This is a genomic window from Streptomyces sp. SP18CS02, from assembly GCF_036322365.1.
Taxonomy (GTDB): domain Bacteria; phylum Actinomycetota; class Actinomycetes; order Streptomycetales; family Streptomycetaceae; genus Streptomyces.
In genome coordinates this window covers 12,105-31,406 of sequence record NZ_JAQYXC010000256.1, presented here as the reverse complement: position 1 = coordinate 31,406, position 19,302 = coordinate 12,105, and the positions used below count along the sequence as shown (strand labels likewise).

Annotated in this window: 12 protein-coding genes; 5 read left to right on the top strand and 7 right to left on the bottom strand. The window is 71.4% G+C overall.

Going from position 1 to position 19,302, the window contains the following annotated elements; all coding sequences use genetic code 11:
- The first annotated feature begins 11 nt into the window (after positions 1 to 11).
- A complete protein-coding gene (locus PUR26_RS05375; RefSeq protein ID WP_329869709.1) occupies positions 12 to 1,067 on the top strand; it encodes an NADP-dependent oxidoreductase in 1,056 nt (351 codons plus the stop codon).
- Between the two features lie 4 nt (positions 1,068 to 1,071).
- Here the strand turns inward: PUR26_RS05375 and PUR26_RS05370 are convergent, their stop codons facing one another.
- Entirely contained in the window at positions 1,072 to 2,127 is a 1,056-nt protein-coding gene (locus PUR26_RS05370; protein WP_329869708.1) for a methyltransferase, read from the bottom strand.
- 403 nt (positions 2,128 to 2,530) lie between these two features.
- Here PUR26_RS05370 and PUR26_RS05365 point away from each other — a divergent pair, with 403 nt between their 5' ends.
- Positions 2,531 to 3,622: a Rieske 2Fe-2S domain-containing protein gene (locus tag PUR26_RS05365; RefSeq protein WP_329869707.1), complete on the top strand. Its 1,092-nt coding sequence runs from the start codon at positions 2,531 to 2,533 to the stop codon at positions 3,620 to 3,622.
- A gap of 100 nt (positions 3,623 to 3,722) precedes the next feature.
- On the opposite strand, the gene PUR26_RS05360 is transcribed toward PUR26_RS05365, so the two are convergent.
- The 4 genes from PUR26_RS05360 to PUR26_RS05345 form a co-directional block, all read right to left on the bottom strand.
- Positions 3,723 to 4,373, bottom strand: a complete 651-nt coding sequence (locus tag PUR26_RS05360) for a CatB-related O-acetyltransferase (protein WP_329869705.1) — start codon at positions 4,371 to 4,373, stop codon at positions 3,723 to 3,725.
- A 400-nt stretch (positions 4,374 to 4,773) separates the two neighbouring features.
- Positions 4,774 to 6,039, bottom strand: a complete 1,266-nt coding sequence (locus tag PUR26_RS05355; protein WP_329869704.1) for a hypothetical protein — start codon at positions 6,037 to 6,039, stop codon at positions 4,774 to 4,776.
- Positions 6,036 to 7,064, bottom strand: coding sequence for a DMT family transporter (locus PUR26_RS05350; protein ID WP_329869702.1), 1,029 nt, complete (start codon positions 7,062 to 7,064; stop codon positions 6,036 to 6,038). The genes PUR26_RS05355 and PUR26_RS05350 overlap by 4 nt, the downstream gene beginning before the upstream one ends.
- 11 nt (positions 7,065 to 7,075) lie before the next feature.
- Entirely contained in the window at positions 7,076 to 7,804 is a 729-nt protein-coding gene (locus PUR26_RS05345; RefSeq protein ID WP_329869700.1) for an iron-containing redox enzyme family protein, read from the bottom strand.
- Between the two features lie 540 nt (positions 7,805 to 8,344).
- Between PUR26_RS05345 and PUR26_RS05340 the strand changes: the two genes are divergently transcribed.
- From PUR26_RS05340 to PUR26_RS05330, 3 genes are all read left to right on the top strand, one after another.
- Positions 8,345 to 8,872 carry an SMI1/KNR4 family protein gene (locus PUR26_RS05340; protein ID WP_329869698.1) on the top strand — a complete coding sequence of 176 codons (528 nt, stop codon included), beginning with the start codon at positions 8,345 to 8,347 and terminating at the stop codon, positions 8,870 to 8,872.
- Positions 8,873 to 9,139: 267 nt separating this feature from the next.
- Entirely contained in the window at positions 9,140 to 10,621 is a 1,482-nt protein-coding gene (locus tag PUR26_RS05335) for a hypothetical protein (RefSeq protein ID WP_329869696.1), read from the top strand.
- Between the two features lie 77 nt (positions 10,622 to 10,698).
- Positions 10,699 to 13,449, top strand: coding sequence for a hypothetical protein (locus tag PUR26_RS05330; RefSeq protein ID WP_329869694.1), 2,751 nt, complete (start codon positions 10,699 to 10,701; stop codon positions 13,447 to 13,449).
- Between the two features lie 80 nt (positions 13,450 to 13,529).
- On the opposite strand, the gene PUR26_RS05325 is transcribed toward PUR26_RS05330, so the two are convergent.
- Both PUR26_RS05325 and PUR26_RS05320 read right to left on the bottom strand, forming a co-directional pair.
- On the bottom strand, positions 13,530 to 17,909 hold the full coding sequence (locus tag PUR26_RS05325) for a bifunctional nitrate reductase/sulfite reductase flavoprotein subunit alpha (RefSeq protein WP_329869692.1): 4,380 nt from the start codon (positions 17,907 to 17,909) through the stop codon (positions 13,530 to 13,532).
- Between the two features lie 473 nt (positions 17,910 to 18,382).
- A complete protein-coding gene (locus PUR26_RS05320) occupies positions 18,383 to 19,267 on the bottom strand; it encodes an NAD(P)-dependent oxidoreductase (protein WP_329869690.1) in 885 nt (294 codons plus the stop codon).
- Positions 19,268 to 19,302: the final 35 nt, after the last annotated feature.

The following is a 19,302-nucleotide window of genomic DNA, read 5'->3' as shown; positions in this document are numbered from 1 at the left end:
AGGGATTGCACATGAAGCTCGAGAAATGGGTCGTACGGGAGCACGTCGAGGGCGTGCCCGAGGTCAGCAGGGTGTACGAGAAGGTGGCCGAGGAGATCTCCGTCGACCTCAAGGACGACGAGATGCTCCTCAAGACCCGGTACGTCTCGGTCGACCCCTTCCTGAACGGCCTCACGCAGGTGACTCCGCTGGGCCATCACGCCCCCGGCCTGTCGATCATGGAGGTACTCGACGCCGGTCCCGGCGCCGCCTTCCGGCCCGGTGACCTGGTCGAGGGGTTCGGAGGCTGGCGTACCCATGTCGTGAGCGACGGCAAGCCGTACGTGTGGGACACGGGGTCTTTCCTCTTCGACGTCACGCCGTTCCGCAGGCTGTGTCCGGAGCACTACGACCGGACGCTGCCGATCACGACGGCACTGGGGGTGATGGGAGTACCGGGGCTGACCGCCTGGGGGACGATGACCAAGTTCTTCACGGTCGAGCCGGGCGACACCATGGTGATCAGCGGGGCCACCGGTGCCATCGGATCTCTGGTCGGCCAGCTGGCCAAGCACGCCGGTGCCCGCGTGATCGGCACCACCGGCACGCCGGAGAAGGCGGCCTATCTCACCGGGCTGGGCTTCGACAAGGTGCTCGTCTACCGACAGGGTGACGACGCCGCCACCGTGCACCGAGCGCTTCAGGAGGCCGCGCCGGAGGGTGTCGACAAGTACTTCGACAACATGGGCGGCACTTTCACCGACGCGGTGTTCACCCTGCTCAACCGGTACAGCCAGGTGGCTGTGTCGTGGCAGTGGAACAGCACGGTCGGGGGAGACCGGGTGGGACCGCGCCTGCTGGAGCACATCATGCGGCCGCGCACGACGATCCGCGGCATCTACGCACAGGACTGGTACACCGAGGAGGACTTCGCCGCCCTCCATGACGAGCTCGGGGGCATGATCCGCCGCGGTGAGATCAGGTACGACCAGAGCCTGCACCATGGTTTCGACAGCATCCCGCAGGCGTACCGGTGCCTGTACGAGAACAGGGCGGCGCACCGCGGGAAGCTGCTCGTCGAGGTGTGACCCGTCAGCTGTGCCGGTCGAGGTCCTGCACACACTCGAAGAGGTGGTGTCCACCGGCCAGCCGTTCGACGAGGACCGGGGTGAAACCCGACCGCCGCAGGATCAGGCGCAGGTCGCCTTCCCCGTAACCCCCGGTGTCCTTCCCGCACATCACCATCTGGAAGAGCACGTGGGGCGCGTCGGAATCCTGGTCCAGGAGGGATTCCAGCACCAGCAGGCGAGGGGCGGCGACGCCGGGGTCGCGTCCTTCGGTGGTGCGGCGCATGGCCCGCCCGATGGAGGTCAGGAGACGCCCGCACGTCTCCGGGGACCAGTCGTGCAGAACGTTCTTCAGCAGGTACCGATCGCCGCCCTCCGGTACGTCCTCGAAGATGTCCGCGGGCCGGAGGGCGATGCGTCGGGCGACCTGGTGATCGACGGACGTGCGCAGCGCCGTCGCGGCCCTTTCGCACACGCTCGGGCGATCGACGCACACTCCGGTCAGATGCGGGTGCTCCGCAAGGATCCCCGCGAGCAGGGTGCCGTCGCCACCACCGACGTCCACCACCGTGTGCGCCGAGGAGAAGTCGTGGCGTTCCGCAAGCGCCGCGGCGACCGGTCGGGTCAGCTCGGACATCGCGCCGTCGAAGATCCGGGCGGTCTCCGCATCGCGCTCCAGGTACGCGTACAGCGGCACACCGAACACCTGCCGGAACCCGGAATCCCCGGTCCGCACGGTATGCGACAGCCCGCCGAACGCGTCGTCGTAGATCTCGGCCATCAGGATGGAGAAGTTGCGCATCGAGCGCGGGTGGTCGCTGCGCAGGGCGGTGAAGGGCCCGGTCATCGCGAAGGCTCCGTCCTGGTCGCGCTCGACCACGCCACCGATGGCGAGCACCTGCAGGAGCCGTCGCATGACATCCGGGTCGGAGCCGGTGTGCTCGGCGATGTCGTGGAAGTGGAGATGACCATCGTTCACGATGTCGGCGATGCCGAGCCTGGCGGCGAGTGCCAGTGCCCGGGAAAAGCAACCGCCTGCGGCAAGCCGCGCGATCTGCATCTGGTTCGGCAGCGCTTCCATGGGACGCCCTTCCTTCCGTCGGGACCGAACGGTCCCGGCCGGCCGAACCTCGCCTCCGCTCGGCGGCTGGACAGGACACATCACGCCCAACGAGCCCGTGCGCGCCGGGAAACGGCGCGCCATCGGCGCGGTGGGGCCGGCGCCGTACACGCCACGGATGCGTTGCCCGAGGGTTGCGGCCGGCGGAGCAGCGGGGTCGCATCGGTGCCACCGGCCCGAGGACCCGGTTCAGGGGACGTCCGTGCAGCGGTGAACGGCGACGCCTGTGCGTATTCCCGCCACCCGCTCACCAACCGTCAACTCCGTCCATGCGCGGACCCGTCCGGGTGATTGTCGGCGGGTCGGGGGGAACCGCGGTGGGTCTGGGCAGCCTGCAGAGAGATCGATTCCGAGAGGGGAAGTGGTGGGATTGTCACGCCAGTACGGGCACGCCATCAGCGAGGGACCGACACCGGCCGATGCCGCGGGCGCACCCGCCCTGCCCTGTCCGAGCGGTTGGTCCGCGCTGGCCTTCTCCGACGAACTGCGGCCGGGCGCCGTGCTCACCCGGCCGCTGGCAGGGCAGGACGTGGTGCTGTACCGGCTCCGTTCGGGAGAGGTGCGCGCCATTCATCCCTACTGTCCGCATCTGGGTGCCCACCTCGGCCTGGCGAAGGTGGACGGAAACGATCTCGTGTGCCCCTTCCACTCCTTCGCGTTCGGCCCCGACGGCACATGCGTACGTACCGGGTACGGCACAACGCCCCCGCGGTCGTCGTTGTCGCAGCTGCCGGTGCACGAGGTCAACGGCGCCGTCTTCGTCTGGCGGCACCACGACGGCCGGGATCCGGACTGGTCCATTCCCGAGTGGCACGAGATCGGCCACCGCCCCGCGCGCCACGCGGCCTGGGAATTGGCCGGCCATGTCCAGGAAGTCATCGAGAACTCGGTGGATCTCGGTCATTTCGCCACCTTGCACGGCTGGGCGAAGGCCGAGGTGAGCGGGCCTGTGGTGTACGAGGAGGCCACGTTCCACGTGTCCATGCGGGCCCATGAGTCGGCGCCGGTCCTGGGCAGCTTCGTGGTCGACGTGGAGGTGGACGGATACGGCCTTGGCTGCCTACACGCCGACATGTACATGTCTCGGATCGGGCTGCGGATGTGCACCATGGTGATGCCGACGGCGATCGCGCCCAACCGGATGCAGTTCCGGCAGCAGAACCGCATCGCCTTCGACGAGCCGGCTCGGTTGCCGGCTCCGCTCGCGAGGGCGGCGAGCCGGACCGCGGCCCGCATGCTGGACGGAGCCGTCTTCCGGTCCAGTTGCGAGTTCACCGCCGCCGACTTCCCGATCTGGAACCACAAGCAGTACCGACAGCCGCCCGGGCTCGCTGCCGGCGACGGCCCGATCGGCCCGTTCCGGCGCTGGGCCCGGCGGTTCTACCCACCGCAGGGGAAGGACGAGGTGCCTCTGCCCGACCAGGGGGAGCGAAGCGTCGAAGCGGAAGTGCCATGAGTGACGCCGTGCTTCCTCGGCCGGGCCGGGCCGAACCCTCGGCCGGGCCGGGCCGCTTCGAGCGCGGCCCGCGCGAGCCGGGTCCGTGACCCCTGTGGTTCTACGCCGGCGGGGACTTCGGGGCAGCGGCTTCGAGATCGGCGATGCCTCCCGACATGATCGTCCGGATGTGCTCGGTGATGTGCTCGGCGGGCCAGTCCCACCAGGCCAGGGACAGCAGCCTGGCGACGTCCCGGTCGTTGTAGCGGGTGCGGATGAGGCGGGCGGGATTGCCGCCGACGATGCCGTAGTCGGGGACGTCCGTGGTGACCACGGCGCCGGATCCGATGATCGCGCCGTGTCCGATCCGCACGCCGGGCATCACCGTCGTGTGGTAGCCGAACCAGACGTCGTTGCCGACGACGGTGTCTCCCCGGTTCGGCAGGCCGGTGAGCAGATCGAAATGGTCGGCCCACGAGCCGCCCATGGTCGGGAAGGGAAAGGTGGAGGGGCCGTCCATACGGTGGTTGGCTCCGTTCATGATGAACCGCACCCCCGTGCCCAGCGCGCAGAACTTGCCGATGATCAGCTTCTCGGGCCCGTAGTGGTGGAGAACGTTGCGCGTCTCGAACGCGGTCGCGTCGTCCGGGTCGTCGTAGTAGGAGTACTCCCCGACCTCGATCAGGGGGGACCGCACCAGCGGCTTGAGCAGCACCACCCGCGGCTGCTCGGGCATCGGATGGAGGACCGTCGGGTCGGCAGGCAACGGCATCACGAGTAGGTCCCTCCGGGCGACTGTCGGCAATCGCTCCATGATCGCGTCGATGCGCCTGCCGGGGAATCGATTTACGTCCGCGGGACGGGCCGTGTCTCCGGTCGGTGAAGTCCGGGCCCCCGACACGCCGCTCAGGTCCCCGGGCCGGGCGGTGTACACCCGCCGGGCGCGCAGCCGTTCCCGTTTCGGCCGGACATCAGCGCGGCGGCCGTCTCCCGGTAGGCATCTCCGGCCGCGGCCGCCCATCCCTCGAGTCGGCCACCGGGTGGCCGGCGGGACCACCGTGCCGGTGGTGGTCCCCTCAGTCCCGCGTGCCTCGGTGACGAGCTCCGCCAGACGCTTGCCCCTGAGCGGCGATGTGCGCAGCGCACGAACGGCCGGCCTGCCGGCGGGTTGTTCACCCGGCCTGTCGGGCCGTCGTCAGCGGCTGCGGGCGGGACGTGTCGTACAGGCCCCCGGCCTCCAGGGCGCGCAGCCGGTGGTAGTCCGCCTCCAGCCGGGAGGGGTCGGACGAGGTGAGGTACACGTACCCGGCCGAGGTCACCAGGTCGACCGTCTCGGGTGCCGGGTCGCCGGAGGGAATGGTCAGGACCATGTCCGTATAGGACTCCAGGGCACGTACCGGGGCCCAGCCGTCGTGGTCCGGGACCACGCCGTCGCGGGGGGTGATCAGGTTGACGTAGCGCAGATACCGTTCGATGCGGCTGGTGCTCAGGGTCCCGTCCAGCACGCGCTCGGGATGGGCGATCGACTGTGCCAGGCAGTCCAGTTGATCGGTACCGAGACAGGCGCGCACCACGTCCGGCACCTGGGCGCCGCCGGGACGCGCGGCACACTCGACCAGGACGGGGCCGGCTTCGGTGAGCATCACCTCGGTGTGGGCGGTGCCGTTGCGGATCTCCAGCGCGTCCAGCACCTGCCAGGTGTACGCGGACAGGGCCTCGTAGGCGGGACTGCCGGGCGGCAGTGGCTCGTCGAAGTCGTTGATGGACCGGCCACCGGGTGCCGGGCGCTTGTTGTACCGCCAGATCTCCACGGTGCGGTGCACACCGTCGACGCTCACCGTATTGACGAAGTGCTCGGCGCCCACCAGGCATTCCTGGACCAGTACGGCCGTGTCGGGACCGCCGTAGCGGTTCTGCCCGGACATGATCAACGCGTGCGCGCCGCGGATCTCGTCGTCGGAACCACAGAAGAACACCCGGTCCGTGCCCGCGCTCGCCACGGGCTTGAGGACGACGGGCGCCGGCTTCGACTCCCGCGCCCAGGCGACGGCCTCCTCCGCGTCGGCGGTGAGCAGGGTGCGCGCCGTGGCCAGGCCGGCCTCGGACACGGCCATGGCCATCCCGTGCTTGTCGCGACGGACGGCCGGTCGCGACATTCCGTTGCCGCGGGTGCCCAGTTCGGCGGAGAGCGCGTCGGCCAGCAGGACGCCCGACTCCGCCCCCGCGATCACGATGCCGACGCCGTGGTCGCGCAGCGTCCGTGCCGTGGCGGCCACATCGCCACGGTGTTCGATGTCGACGTCGAAGTCCTCGGCACGGTAGGTGAGGTGGACGTCCGGACTCTGGGACCGTACGTGGATGTACGCGACGCCGTATCGGCGCAGTGCCTCGGGAAGGTACCGGGCGATGCCGTACGCGTCGACGATGGCGCAGATCACAGTGGGCGGGCCCCTTCGCGGTCGGGGTGGACGGGCTGACGGTACGCGGGGCCGGCGGGCGCGCGGGGCGACGACAGGGCCCGACGCTCGTGCCGGTGCCTGGCCAGGAGTCCCACACCGATGAGCAGCGTGATCGCCACGATGCACCCCAGGGTGAGCGGAGCGACCGACAGGCGTGCGTCGGTCAGCTGGAACAGGAAGGCCAGCGGGGGTGACAGCGCGGAGAACAGCGAAGCGGTGACGGGTTCGGTGTGGCGAATGCCCACCTGGATCAGATAGAGGGGCAGTCCGACGCCCAGCACGGCCAGCACGGCGGCCGACGGCAGGGCGGCACCGAGCTCGCCCGCCTGCCCGCTCAGCAGGACCGCGCCCCAGGAGATCACCAGCGTCACCGGGAAGCGGACCGACATCACGGCGCGCGGGCCGAAGCCCGCGTCGCTCAGTCGCTTCGAGAAGATGACGTTCCCCGTCGACGCGATACCCGAGACCAGGGTCAGCAGCAGACCGATCACGGCGTCCCCGGTGTCCAGTCCGCCGACGGCGCTGCGCCCGGCGAGGCTCGCCCACACCAGGACGGCGAGGAAGCCGGTGATGGCGAAGGACACGACGGTCTCGGCCCGCAGCGGCCGCGCGCCGCGACGCAGGACCGGTTCGAGCAGCACCGTGAGGACCGGGCCCACGGCGAGACCCACCACGTTGACGATGGCGGGCTCCAGGCGGACCAGGGCGTAGAGCATGGTCAGCCAGCCGACGGCGGTGGTGACGTTGAGGGCGAGGACGTCCCGGCGGCGGGCGCGCACCGGGCGCAGCACCTCGGCCGGCCCTCGTGTCACGAGGTCCCAGCCGAGGAACACCACGATGACGCATCCGAACGACAGAGCGGCCAGGACCATCGGGCTGTACTGCTGGACGCGCTCCCCCGCGTACACGTCGAAGCCCGCGCTGAGCGCGGCGTACGCACCCAGCGCGGCCATCCCCCGTGTCGCCGCGGCCCGGCGTGGTGACGGGCCGGCAGTCTCGTGCATGGGTGCGGGCCTCAGTCGTCCGGCGTGGCGGCGGACAGCGGGTTCCAGCGCTCGGCGGTGATCTGGATGTCCTCGTCGACACTGTCGAAGATCCCGTAGGCCTCGTCGAGGAGGATCTCCATGCCCCGCTGTCCCAGTGCGATGCCGTACTGGAGGTCGGCGCGGTCGGCCTCGGGCAGCGCGTCGACGGCTTCGTAGAGGGCGGCAACGTGGTGGTCGTCGACCTCGATGTGCAGATCGAAGAAGTTGGTGGCGAGGTCGGGGTGGTACGTGGTCAGCGCCTGCTTGGCGGCCGTGTAGGTGACGGGCGTCATGGCCTCGTTGACCAGCATGTATCCGATCGAGCGACCGGTGTTGCGCCCGCGGGCGATGTTGAAGGCCAGCTGGAGAGCGAGTTTGATGCCGGCGCGCTCCCGGTAGTCGTCGAACTCCTGGCGCGGCACACCCAGGTCGTCGAGGAGGTGCAGGTAGTGGAGGAAGTGGGCGTGGGTGGGGTCGCCGGAGCCCAGCTCGTCGTCCAGGTTCTCCCGCAGGATGCGGCGGACCTTCTCGTTCTCGGTCCAGCGCAGGAGGTCCTGGAGGATCCAGGGGAAGCTACGGCTCTCGCGGCCCGCGCAGAAGACCCAGCGGGTGGCGTTCTCGAGGGGCAGGGTGCCGTCGGCGGCGGCCCGTACCAGGGAGTGGGCGCGCACCGCGTCCAGCGCGGTGTCGACCTGCTTGCGGATGTCGTCAGTGAACACGTCGGAACCTTTCGGGACTCCGGGGCATGGGTCTTCGAAGTCCTCGGACGTTCCTCCGAAGTACCGTCCCCCGTGCCAACAAGGCATCGTGCCGTTCAGCAGCACAGTGCACGCGGCAACCTCGCGCAACAATCCGGCTCATCCCAAGTGGCTTGATGCGGGGCCACATTGACCGGATACACGAGCAGAGGCCGGCGGTGGGGCGGCCGCCGTACGCGTAGGGGCGCGGGGGGCGTGGGGAGCGCGGACGGGCGAACGTACGGCGCGCTCCCGGCGCGGAGCCGTCACGCACCGGTCGTCACGCACCGGCGGTCGCGCGGCGGCTCGGGTGGCGGCTCAGGTGGCGTCCCGGCCGCTGTGGCCGGGGCGCCCCGGTCTCGCGCCCCGGTCCGTGCCGTCGGTGACGCCCGCGGGCGCTCGCGCCCCGCCCCGGCCCGACACCCAGCCGTCCGGAGGGAGACGCCACACCGGTGGCGTACGGCCGTCCCGTCCGCCGGGGTCCGGACCGGCGTTGTCCTGCCCGACGGTTAGCCTGCACCCGTGATCGAGACAGCAACCGACGACCGCAGCTTCCCGCCCGCCCTGGCCGAGGCGGCCAGGACGGAATTCGCCCGTGCCGACGGCGACGGGATCGACTTCGAACCGTACGACGCCTTCGACTCCGCCGAGGAGACCACCGACTGGTTGCGGAGCTGGACCGGCAACCACGACCTCGACGGCGGCGCCTACCGCGTATTCGGGCAGGACGGAACGGGTGGACTCGCCGCCCTCTGGTGCGTCCGCCCCGGCCTGCCCCTCGCCGAGCAGCCCGTGGTCTTCATGGGCTCGGAGGGCGCGTGCGGCGTCGTGGCCGGGAACCTGTCCGACTTCCTGTGGGTGCTGGCCGACGGCACCGGGCCGATGGAGGCCGTGGAGTACGACGACGCCCCGGGCCGCGCGGACCCGGTCCTGGCCTCGCTCGCCGAGCGGCACGCGACCACTCCGCGCCGACCGGCCCACGAGATCATCGCCCGCGCCCGGGCCGAGTTCCCCACCTATGCCGAGGACGTCCGCGCCCTCTGCCGGTGAACGGGTCCCTCGGTTCGGCCGCCGGGCGCGATGACCCGCACGACGTGAACGGGTCCGCCGCGGCTCCGGGGCCCGCCGCTCGTCGGCCCCGGACATCCGTGCGGCGGACCCCGGCCGCGCTCCGTGTCCGCCCGCCGTACCGGCCCACCGCCACGGGACACGACCGCTGCTCGGCGGGCCCGTTCCGCCACCGCGACGGCTGCGGCGCGCGTTGTCAGACCCTCCCTTCATGATGGAGAAGTCCAACGGATACGGAGGAGGGCCCAGTTGGAGAAGCTGACAGCGGCGGAGCTGAAGGACGTGTTCCGTCTGTCGGAGGAGGCGTGGTCCCGCATCGCGACCGGCATGATCGCGCCGCTCGATCCCGCCCGCACCGAAGGCATGACGATGTGGTCCGGTCATGCCTTCGGCCGCTGGCTCGCCGCCGAGCACCCTGATCTGGCGGGTGAGGGCCCCCTCCTGCTGCGTCCGGCGGCCCCGGCCGGGCCCCGTTACCTCGGCGGTTCGTTCGGGGTCGCCGAGGACGATACGGCCGTCCACGGCGAGCACTTCACGGGCCTGTGGCGGACGGACGAGGGCGTCGTCGCCGTGGTCTATCCGTCGTACGGCGCGACCACCGCCGCCCGGGCGCTCCTCGACGTCCGCGAAGACACCGACACCCTCGTTGTCGTCGATCACGCCTACGGCCTCGACGGGCCGGAGCTGCGAGCGGTGGACCGGGTCCGGCCCGGGTTCGAGTACCACCCGTCGTGGGCAGAGCTGTCGGCGCATCTGGGCACACGCGTCCCGTGGTGGCCCAGCTGCCTGCGCCGCGAGGAGCACCTGACCGCATGGGTGCCGGGAGACGATCCGCTCCCCGTGGAAGTGGTCACCTTCCCCTCCTGGGAGCCGTTGTACACGCTGGCGCGCCAGGAGCCCGAAGGGTCCCCCGTACGCCACGCCTGTTTCACCATCGGCCACCGCATCCGGGCCGGCGCCGCACACGGCGCCCTGGAGGAGATGGAGTTCCTCCGCGTCCACGCGGAGGATGCCGTGGCCTCCATGGTGTTCCCGGCCGTGCCGGAGACAACCGATCCGGGCCTCGCGGAGGTGGCGACGGACGATGTCGTCGGCGCCGGCCTCGCCGAGCTCTGCGCGCGCACCGACGATCTGGCGGTGGAGTGTCTGGAGCAGGTCAGCGGGTGGAGCGGCGCCGAGAGCCTCCCCTACGGCGGCACGTTCGACGTGGTGAGGACGGATGTCACCCGGGCCGCGGCCGAGTGGATCAACCGGCTGCGCCCCGTGCCGCCGACCGCGCTCCACCGGGTGTGGGAGGAGGCCTACGACACCGTCGGCACATTCGTCGATCCGGCGACCGGAAGCCCCGTGGTCGCCGTCAAGGGGAAGTTCCTCCACCGCGACACACGGGAGATCACCTATATCGGACGGGCTCCCAAGCGCCTTCCCGCCGGGTCCGTCCTCAAGGAGGTCATCCTCGACGACCCGATCTGGGTGCGCACCGGCGACGGCGTCCTGTACCCGGCGCCCGCCATGGACGCTCCCGGGCTGTCGTGGGGGTACCACGGCTCGGGGCCCCTCACACTCGCCCAGTGCGTCGGGAGGCTGCTCGACGACGGCGGCGCCCACGCCGTCACCTACGACGACGCCCCGGAGGACGAACCCGGGCTCGGCGCCTACTTCCGGATCAAGCACAAGCGGGGAACGCGCGTCCAGCGGCGCGACCTCATACGCGCGCGCGTCTCGTCCTGACCGCCGCGTCCTCCCCGCGCGCCGACCGCCCACGCCACCCGCGCCGAGCGGCGTCTCTCCCGAAAGGCCCTTCGTCCATGCCCCGACCCCGCCCGCGCCCCGCCTGGCAGGTCGCCGACTTCTTCGCCCTGGAGCGGGAAGCGGAGGTGTACCTCGCCGCGGTGGACTCCTGCCTGGCCGAGCCCGCCACGGCACGGCGCCTGGGAGTGCGCCCCCAGGCGACCGCCGAGAACGCCCGTGCCGCGATGCTCACCGAGGCCAATGTCGCACGCGCCGTCGAACCCTGCCGGGACACCCAGTCGCGCTTCCGCGCACTGCTGGAAGAGCGGGAGCGGCTGCGCAGACGGCTGGACTACCTCCGCGACGGGACGCATCCGGCCACCGTGCTGCTCTGCTCGACCACTCTGCTGACACTCCTGCTCCTCGTCCTGGTGTCCTGGACCACGGCCCTTGTCGTCGCCGTGATCCCGCTCCTGACCATGGCCGCGATCCGGCAGCACCCGGTATGGCGCATGAGCGTCCTGCTGAACCTCCGCGAGTGGGGATCCCGGCCGGTCCTTCTCCTCCTGAGCAGGAGGACCGCATGGGCCGAGGTCGCCTGGAGCCGAGACCTCCAGGACAACGGGGTGCGCCCCCTGGTCGCCCGCGTGGTGGAGGCCCTGCTCGGTGAGGACCACGACTCGCTGCTCCTCGCCGACAGCTACGACGGCCTGCGTTCGCCACGCAATCCGCAGTACGTGATCGACAGCCCGGCGGCCCGGAGCCTCGCCCGGAAGATCACCCAGCTGGAGAGCGGCGGGACCATCGCCGTCAGCGGTTCCCGGGGCGCGGGCAAGTCGACCCTCCTCAACACCTGTGCGGAGGAGGCCGGTTTCGCGGTCGTCGTGCAGGCGCCGGCGACCTACTCCCCGTACGACTTCCTGCTGTCCCTCTACATCAGGACCTGCGAGAGGTACCTGGTCCACCAGGGCCACGTCCCTCCCGCGTTCCTCCGGCTCTCGCCCTTCCGCAGAGCCGCGCGCCACCTGTTCCCCGCCCTCAGGAAGGCGCTCACGATGCTGGCCTTCGGGCTCGGGGCGGGAGCACTCGTCGTCCTCGGCCTGGCCGCGAGCGCACGCTCCCTCGTGACGCGGCACGGGCAGTCCGTGCGCACGCATGCGGCAGAGCTCTGGCACCGGGTGGCCGACGTGGTGCTGGACATCTGGCGGGGTGAGCGGATCGGGGCGGCCGTTCTCGTCGTCATCGCCGGTGTCGTCCTGTGGCTCCTGCGGCGGTGGGGCCGGTGGCCGGCCATCCGCCGAAGTGCCCGGTACGGGTTGTTCACGGCGGGCCTGCTGCTGTGCATCGCCGCGCTCGTCTCCCTGTTCTTCGACGACGGTGTCCGGACGGTCGTACGGAAGATCGACACGGACACGCCAAGCCTTCTGCTGATGCTCGCGTCGGTGGCCGGACTGGCGAATCTGGCACCGGAACGGCATGTGGAGTTCCGGGGGCGTGTGCTTCTCGGTACCGGCCCGCGCGGTCGCGTCGCACTCGCGGTACTCCTCGTATCGCTCGCGCTCCTGCTCACCAGGCCGATACCCAGGGAGATCGCGACCGACCCCGAGAATCCCCTGCGGCTCGCCTGTGTCCTCGCGGGGCTGCTGCTGGTCAAGGCCGCCATCTGGCGCCCCGCGAACCCGGTCCCGCCCCTGGTGACCGCCTGTCGCGACGAGCTGTACCGGCTGCAGACCATGCAGACGGCGTCCTCCGCGGTCACCGCCGGGGCTCCGCAGCTGTTCACCGCGCAGACGACCTCGCTGTCGACCCTGCCGCCGAACTTCCCCGAGCTGGTGTCCGACTTCCGTGATCTGTTGACGGGCATCGCCGCCGAGCAGCACCGGCTGGAGCAACGGGTGGTGATCGCGATCGACGAAGTGGACCGGCTGGGTTCCGACACCGAGGCGCTCGCGTTCCTCAGCGAGATCAAGGCCATCCTCGGCGTGCCCCACGTCCACTACCTGATCTCGGTCGCCGAGGACGTCGGCGCCTCCTTCGTTCGTCGGGGTCTTCCGCACCGCGGGGTCACCGACAGCTCGCTGGACGACATCGTGCACGTCCCGCCCTGCACGCTGGAGGAGTCCAGGAGGATCCTCGGACGCCGGGCATCCGGTCTCTCCGAGCCCTACACGGTGCTCACCCATGCCCTCTCGGGCGGAGTGCCCAGGGACCTGATCCGCTACGGGCTGCGTCTGGACGAGATCAAGTCGAAGACCCGGTTCGTCGAACTGACCGACATATCACACCAGTTGATCGTCGAAGAACTGGCCGACACGCTCGCGGGCTTTCGCACTCTGCTGAGCAAGCAGCAGTGGACACCCCGGACCGCCACGATCCTCGTCGCGTTCCGGAACCTGATGGGCCACCTTCGCCCGGGCTGCCCCTGTGGCTCCGTCGAACTCCGGCGGGCGCTGGAGCACGTGGCCTTCCACGACCTCCGCCAGCACCTCGGGGAGGAGGCCGCGGCGGAGGTTCCCGAGGAGGCCCGCAATCTCGTCGACGAGGCGTCGGCCTATGTCCTGTTCTCGCTGACCCTGCTCGACATCTTCGGCGAGGGCGACCTGGCCCGCCGCCGGGACGAAGCGGCGAGGCGGGGCCCGGCAGGCGACCTGGACCTCCTGGGCCAGGCGCGCCAGGAGCTGGAGGTGTCCCCGTACAGCGCTCGCGCTCTCACCGGTTCGATCCGCGCCGCGTGGCAGCTCCCGGACGGCCCGGCCGGCGGAGTGGCGCCGACGGTGCCGCCCTCGCGCGGCCCGGACTGCCCGCGTCACCCGCGGGCGGCGGTCTGAGGCCGAGGGGCCCGGTACGTCCATGCGGCCGGCCCGCTCGCGAGGGCGGGTCCATCGCGGCAGGCGGTGGGCCCGATGGATCAGTACACGTCACGGCCGTACCGCTTGTCGGACACCAGTTGCTTCACGTAGAGGGTGGCCTCCTCCTCGCTCAGTCCGCCCTGGGTCACGGCGATCTCGCGCAGCGCCTGGTCGACGTCCTTGGCCATCCGGCTCGCGTCGCCGCAGACGTAGAAATGAGCGCCGTCCCGCAGCCAGGACCACAGGTGGGCGGCGTTCTCACGCATCCTGTCCTGGACGTAGACCTTGGCCCGCTGGTCGCGTGAGAAGGCCAGGTCCAGGCGGCTCAGCGTGCCGTGCCGATGGAATTCCTCCAGCTCCTGCCGGTAGTAGAAGTCGGTGGCCCGGTGCTGCTCACCGAAGAAGAGCCAGTTGCCGCCGTGGTGACCGAGGGCCCGGCGCTGCTCCAGGAAACCCATGAACGGGGCTATGCCCGTTCCCGGGCCGACCATGATCGCGGGCGTCCCGGGGTCGGCCGGCGGACGGAAGTGAGCGGATCGCTGGACGAACAGCGGTACCCGGCTGCCGGGTTCGGCGTCCGCGAGACAGGTCGACGCCACCCCCTTGCGCCGGCGGCCCGAGGCCCCCTCGTAGCGCAGCACCGAGACGGTGAGGCTCACCTCGCGGGGATCGGCAAGCGGGCTGGAGGAGATGGAGTAGAGGCGCGGTTGGAGCCGCTTGAGCCGTTCCGCCCACTCCTGGGCCCCGACCCGGAGCGGGTACTCGGCGACGACGTCGACGGCCTGACGGCCCCAGGTCCACTTCGCGAGGCCGTCCTTGTTGTCCGGGCGCATCAGCTGCTTGAGTTCGCGGGCACCGGTGCGCTCGATGGTGAACCGCAGCAGGTCGGACGTGATGCGTGTGATGTCCAGGTGGCGCTGCAGAGCCTGCGCGAACGCCATGGGTTCCAGGCCCGGGAGGACGACCTCGGCGTCCGGGGACAGACCGGTGACGGCGAGCCACTCCCGCACCAGATCGGCGCAGTTGACGGGCCACACCCCGAGGGAGTCACCTGCCTCGTACTCCACGCCGCTCTCGCCCAGGTCGAAGGTGAACCGGCGGATCTCCTTGCCCGCGCCGGGCAGGCTGAGCAGCCTGTTGCCGGAGAGCCGGGCGACGTAGGGGTCGGCCTTGGTCGGTCGCGCCGGGCTCGTGACAACCCCACCCGCTGTGCCCGGGCCCGTATGCGCACCCGCACCCGCACCCGCTGTGCCGGCACCCGCACCCGCTGTGCCGGCCGTCGGTCCGCGCCTCCCCCAGGCCGCCGGCCGGCCTTCGGCCGTCGGTCCGGCCGGAGCGGGGACCGTCGGGTCGGTGGAGGTGGCTGCCGTGGACCCGGTGGCCGTCTCGAGAGCGGCGACCACCTGGTCCAGCCACCGTCCGGCGGGCTCCTCGTAGTCCGGCTCGCAGTCGACGCGCGGGAGCAGACGAACGGCTCCCAGCTCGGCGAGGCGCCGGTCGAGACGCCGGCCGTGGCCGCAGAAGTCGTCGTAGGCGGAGTCACCGAACGCCAGCACCGCGTAGCGCACGTCCTCCAGGCGGGCCGCGCCGGCCGCGCCGAGGGCCTGCCAGAAGCCGGACCCGTTGTCCGGGGCGTCCCCGTCCCCGAACGTGCTGGTGATCACCAGGACGTCGGTGCCGGACGACAGGGCCGTGGGAGCGCAGTCCGCCATGTCGAGTACGGTCACGGGCCGGCCGGCCTCGGCCAGGCGTCCGCCGACGGCGGTGGCGTACTCCTCGGCATTGCCCGTCTGGGACGCCCACAGGACCAGGACCTGCCGCGTGCGCCCGTTTCCGGCGGCGGCCGCCGGTGGGGCCGTCGGCTGCGCCACGGACCGCCCCGAAGCTCCCGGCCGGCCCGTCGAGGGGCCCGGAGCCCGCGAGTACGCACCGGCCAGGGCACCCTCGATCCACAGCGCCTTCGCCGCCTCGAACGGGGCGTCGGCGGGGAGCGTGGGCAGGTCCGTACCGGGCGGGGCGGAGGCGACTCCGGCGAGGAATCCTGCCAGGTACCGGCGTTCGTGGTCCGCGAGGTCCGGAGCAGGGAGGTCGGTCAGGCCGAACAGTCCGGCGAGGGCGGCGACCGGCGGTGCGGCCGGGTCCGTCAGCGTGTGGGCCGGGGTCGGGACGCCGCCTTGCCCGGAGGTGGCTCCCGGCCCAGCGGTCGGGGCGGCCGGCCGGCTGCCGGTGACGGGCGGGGCGACGGGCGGGCCGGGTGCCCTGGTTCGGGTGAGGGACACGGCGCAGACCTTGAGCTCGGGCTGGAAGGAGAGGGGATCGACGGCGTCGTTGGTCACGGCGTTGACGCTGAGGTACTCGCCGAACAGGTCGTTCCAGTGGAACGGTGCGAAGCAGTTGCCGGGCCGGACCCGGTCGGTGACGACCGCGGGCAGCACTGCCCGGCCGCGCCGCGAGGCCACCTCCACACCATCGCCGTCCGCGATGCCGAGGGCGGTGGCGTCCTGCGGATGGAGTTCCACGAAGGGGCCTGGGTTGAGCTTGTTGAGTGTGGCGACCCTCCCCGTCCTGGTCAGGGTGTGCCACTGGTGTTGCAGACGCCCCGTGTTGAGCACGAACGGGTAGTCGTCGTCGGGCAGTTCGGCTGCGGGCAGATGGGGGCGGGCGAAGAACGAGGCCCGCCCGGACGCGGTCGGGAACACCAGGCGGGGGCGGCTGCCGTCCGGACGCTCGACCAGGGGCCGGCTGACGCCGTCGTTCAGATAGCGGATCGGGTTGCGGTCCGGACCGTCCTCGGCCGCAGCGGGCCACTGCACAGGAGCGCCGCGCAGCCGCTCGTACGTGACACCGCGGAGGTCCCAGCCGGTCTCCGGGTTCCATGCCTGCCTGAGCTCGTCGAACACCTCCTCGGCGGAGGCGTAGGTGAACGCGTCGGCGTAACCCATCTCGCAGGCGACACGGGCGATGAGCTGCCAGTCCGGCAGTGCCTGGCCGGGCGGGTCGACGGCGCCCCGGACGAGGGTCAGGTTCCGCTCGGAGTTGATCATCACCCCGTCGGCCTCCGCCCAGAGGGTCGCGGGCAGGGCGATGTCGGCGTACGCGTTGGTCTCGGTCTCGGCGTACACGTCCTGGGTGATCACCAGTTCGGCCGTCTCCAGCGCCTCGATCACCGTACGCCGGTTGGCCACGGAAGCCACCGGGTTCGTACAGATGATCCAGCATGCCTTGATGTCCCCGGCCGCCATCTTCTCGAACATGTCGACGGTTCCGCGGCCGACCTCGGTGCGCAGGGTGCCCTCCGGCACCCCCCAGAGGTCCTCGACGAAGCGGCGGTCCTCCTCGACCAGCACGGACCGCTGCCCGGGCAGGCCCGGTCCCATGTAGCCCATCTCGCGGCCGCCCATGGCGTTCGGCTGGCCGGTGAGGGAGAACGGCCCGCTGCCGGGACGGCAGATCGCTCCGGTGGCCAGATGCAGGTCGATCAGGGCGTTGGTGTTCCAGGTTCCGTGGGTGGACTGGTTGAGGCCCATCGTCCAGCAGCTCATCCACTCACCCGCCTCGCCGATCCACCGGGCGGCCCGGCGGATGTCGGCCTCCGGGACACCGGTGATCCCGGCCACCTTCGCGGGCGGATAGTCCGCGAGGAAGCCGGGCATCTCCTCCCAGCCGTCGGTGTACTGGTCGATGAACTCCCGGTCGGTCCAGCCGCCTTCGACCAGCAGGTGCAGCAGGCCGTTGAGCAGGGCCAGATCGGTGCCCGGGCGGATCTGCAGGAACAGGTCGGCCTTGTCCGCGGTGGCGTTGCGGCGGGGGTCGACCACGATCAGTCTGGCGCCCCCGGACTTGACGCGGTCCATCATCCTGAGGAAGAGGATCGGATGGCAGTCGGCCATGTTGGCGCCGATGACGAAGAAGACGTCCGCCTGGTCGAAGTCCTGGTACGAGCCGGGCGGCCCGTCGGCGCCCAGCGACAGCTTGTATCCGGTTCCGGCACTCGCCATGCACAGCCGGGAGTTGGACTCGATATGGTTGGTGCGTATGAAGCCCTTGGCCAGCTTGTTGGCCAGGTACTGCGCCTCCAGGGACATCTGACCGGAGACGTAGAGCGAGAGCGCGTCGGGGCCGTGTTCGTCGAGGATCGCCCGAAGGCGCCCGGCGGTCCGGGTGACAGCCGTGTCCACGTCCACGGCGTCCGGCTCGGCGCCCCGGCCGGCGCGGATCCGTGCGGTGGTCAGCCTGCCCGGAGCGGCCAGCATGTCGGCGTGCGTCGCGCCCTTGGTGCACAGCCGTCCGCCGTTGGCGGGATGGTCCTTGTCACCGGAGGCCTTGACCACCGCGCGCCGGCCGTCGGTCCTCTCGGTGATGTCCAGCACGATCCCACAGCCGACACCGCAGTACGAGCAGACCGTCCGCACCCGCCCGGTCGCCTTCGCGTCAGCCACAGGAACGCCCCTCTCGATCACCGACCGGCGGCCCCGGCCCGGGGCCGGCCTCGACCACCCGCAAGGGTCGGTCCCGGCCCTGCCAACGTAGGCAGGGCCGGTTGCCTGTTCGTGACGAGCAGCGCCATGGCGGCGTTACACCCACCGCACGCGAAGCCGCCGGGAGCTGTGAGTTCCGGGCCTCCGACCAGGGCCGACGCGGTTCGGCCGGGTGGCGACGGGCACGTCCGCATGGCCCGCCGACCGCCCGCGCATGCCGACCGCCCGGGCCTGCCGACCGCCCGGGCCTGCCCACCGCCCGGGCCTGCAGGCCGACGTGGCGGGGCTGCCCCAAGCGGGTCGCCGGTCCGTGGGAGGCGGGGGGGGGCGCGCCCCTTCGCCGTGCCCCGCCACGACGAGGTCCGATGGTTCTCCCTCTGGGGCGGCCGTGGACGGGGCCGGTCGCGGACGCGCGGGACCGTTGCCGTCGGTCCTCAGCGCCCGGCACGCAGGGACTCGATGGTCCTGGACAGGCTGGAGGAGGCGTGTCCGGAGTCGACCTGGTCGTCGAAGAGCCGCTGCAGGGGGGCGAGGAGATCGGTGGACAGCCCCTGCTCTTGCGTGGTGGCGAGGATGTTGCGCAGGCCCACCGCGTTGATCTCCAGGTTGGAGGTCGCGGTGGTGTACTCGCCCCGGTCGATCTCCTCCGCGAAGGCGGGCAGCGCGTCGGCGGCGGCCGTCAGCCACCGCACCAGCGGGGAAGTCACCGCGGCAGCCTCGATCCCCTCGGTACCGGCGAGGGCCACTGCCTGGAAGAAGCCGGCGAACATTCCGTACATGCCGCTCAGCAGAGCGGTGTCGTAGACGGAGGACAGGGCCGGGGCGGGGCCGACGAAGGTCCCCTCGCCCAGCAGGTCCAGCGTCGGCCGGTGCTCGCGGTAGGCCGCTTCGTCGCCGCTGTAGAGGACGAAGGCGGCGGGCGTGCCGATGGTCTGGGGAACGGCGTAGACGGCGCCGTCCACGTAGGCGGCACCCTGGTCCGCGGTCCAGGCACCGAGGTCACGGGCGGCGCCCGGGGTGCCGGTGGTCAGGTTGACCACGGTCCGGCCGGCCAGGGCCCCGGCGGCCGGCCGGAGCACTTCACGGACCGTGTCGTAGTCGAGGACCGTGACGACGACGATGTCGGACGCCCCGACGGCGTCGGCCGGGGTGGCCGCGAGGGTGGCACCCCGGGCGACCAATTGCTCGGCCTTGTGGGGCGAACGGTTCCAGACGGTGGTGGGGTGTCCCTCCGACAGGAAGGCGGCGGCCAGCGCCTGCCCCAGATTGCCCAGGCCGAGCACGGTGATCGAGGTCCGGCCGGCGGTGTTCGAGGTCATGGCGGTGTCTCCTTGGTCGGTGTCTTCGGTACGGG

Coding starts and splice junctions, on each gene's coding strand:
- PUR26_RS05375 (WP_329869709.1), top strand. CDS start 12: ATGAAGCTCGAGAAATGGGTCGTACGGGAGCACGTCGAGGGCGTGCCC.
- PUR26_RS05370 (WP_329869708.1), bottom strand. CDS start 2,127: ATGGAAGCGCTGCCGAACCAGATGCAGATCGCGCGGCTTGCCGCAGGC.
- PUR26_RS05360 (WP_329869705.1), bottom strand. CDS start 4,373: ATGCCGTTGCCTGCCGACCCGACGGTCCTCCATCCGATGCCCGAGCAG.
- PUR26_RS05350 (WP_329869702.1), bottom strand. CDS start 7,064: ATGCACGAGACTGCCGGCCCGTCACCACGCCGGGCCGCGGCGACACGG.
- PUR26_RS05330 (WP_329869694.1), top strand. CDS start 10,699: ATGCCCCGACCCCGCCCGCGCCCCGCCTGGCAGGTCGCCGACTTCTTC.
- PUR26_RS05320 (WP_329869690.1), bottom strand. CDS start 19,267: ATGACCTCGAACACCGCCGGCCGGACCTCGATCACCGTGCTCGGCCTG.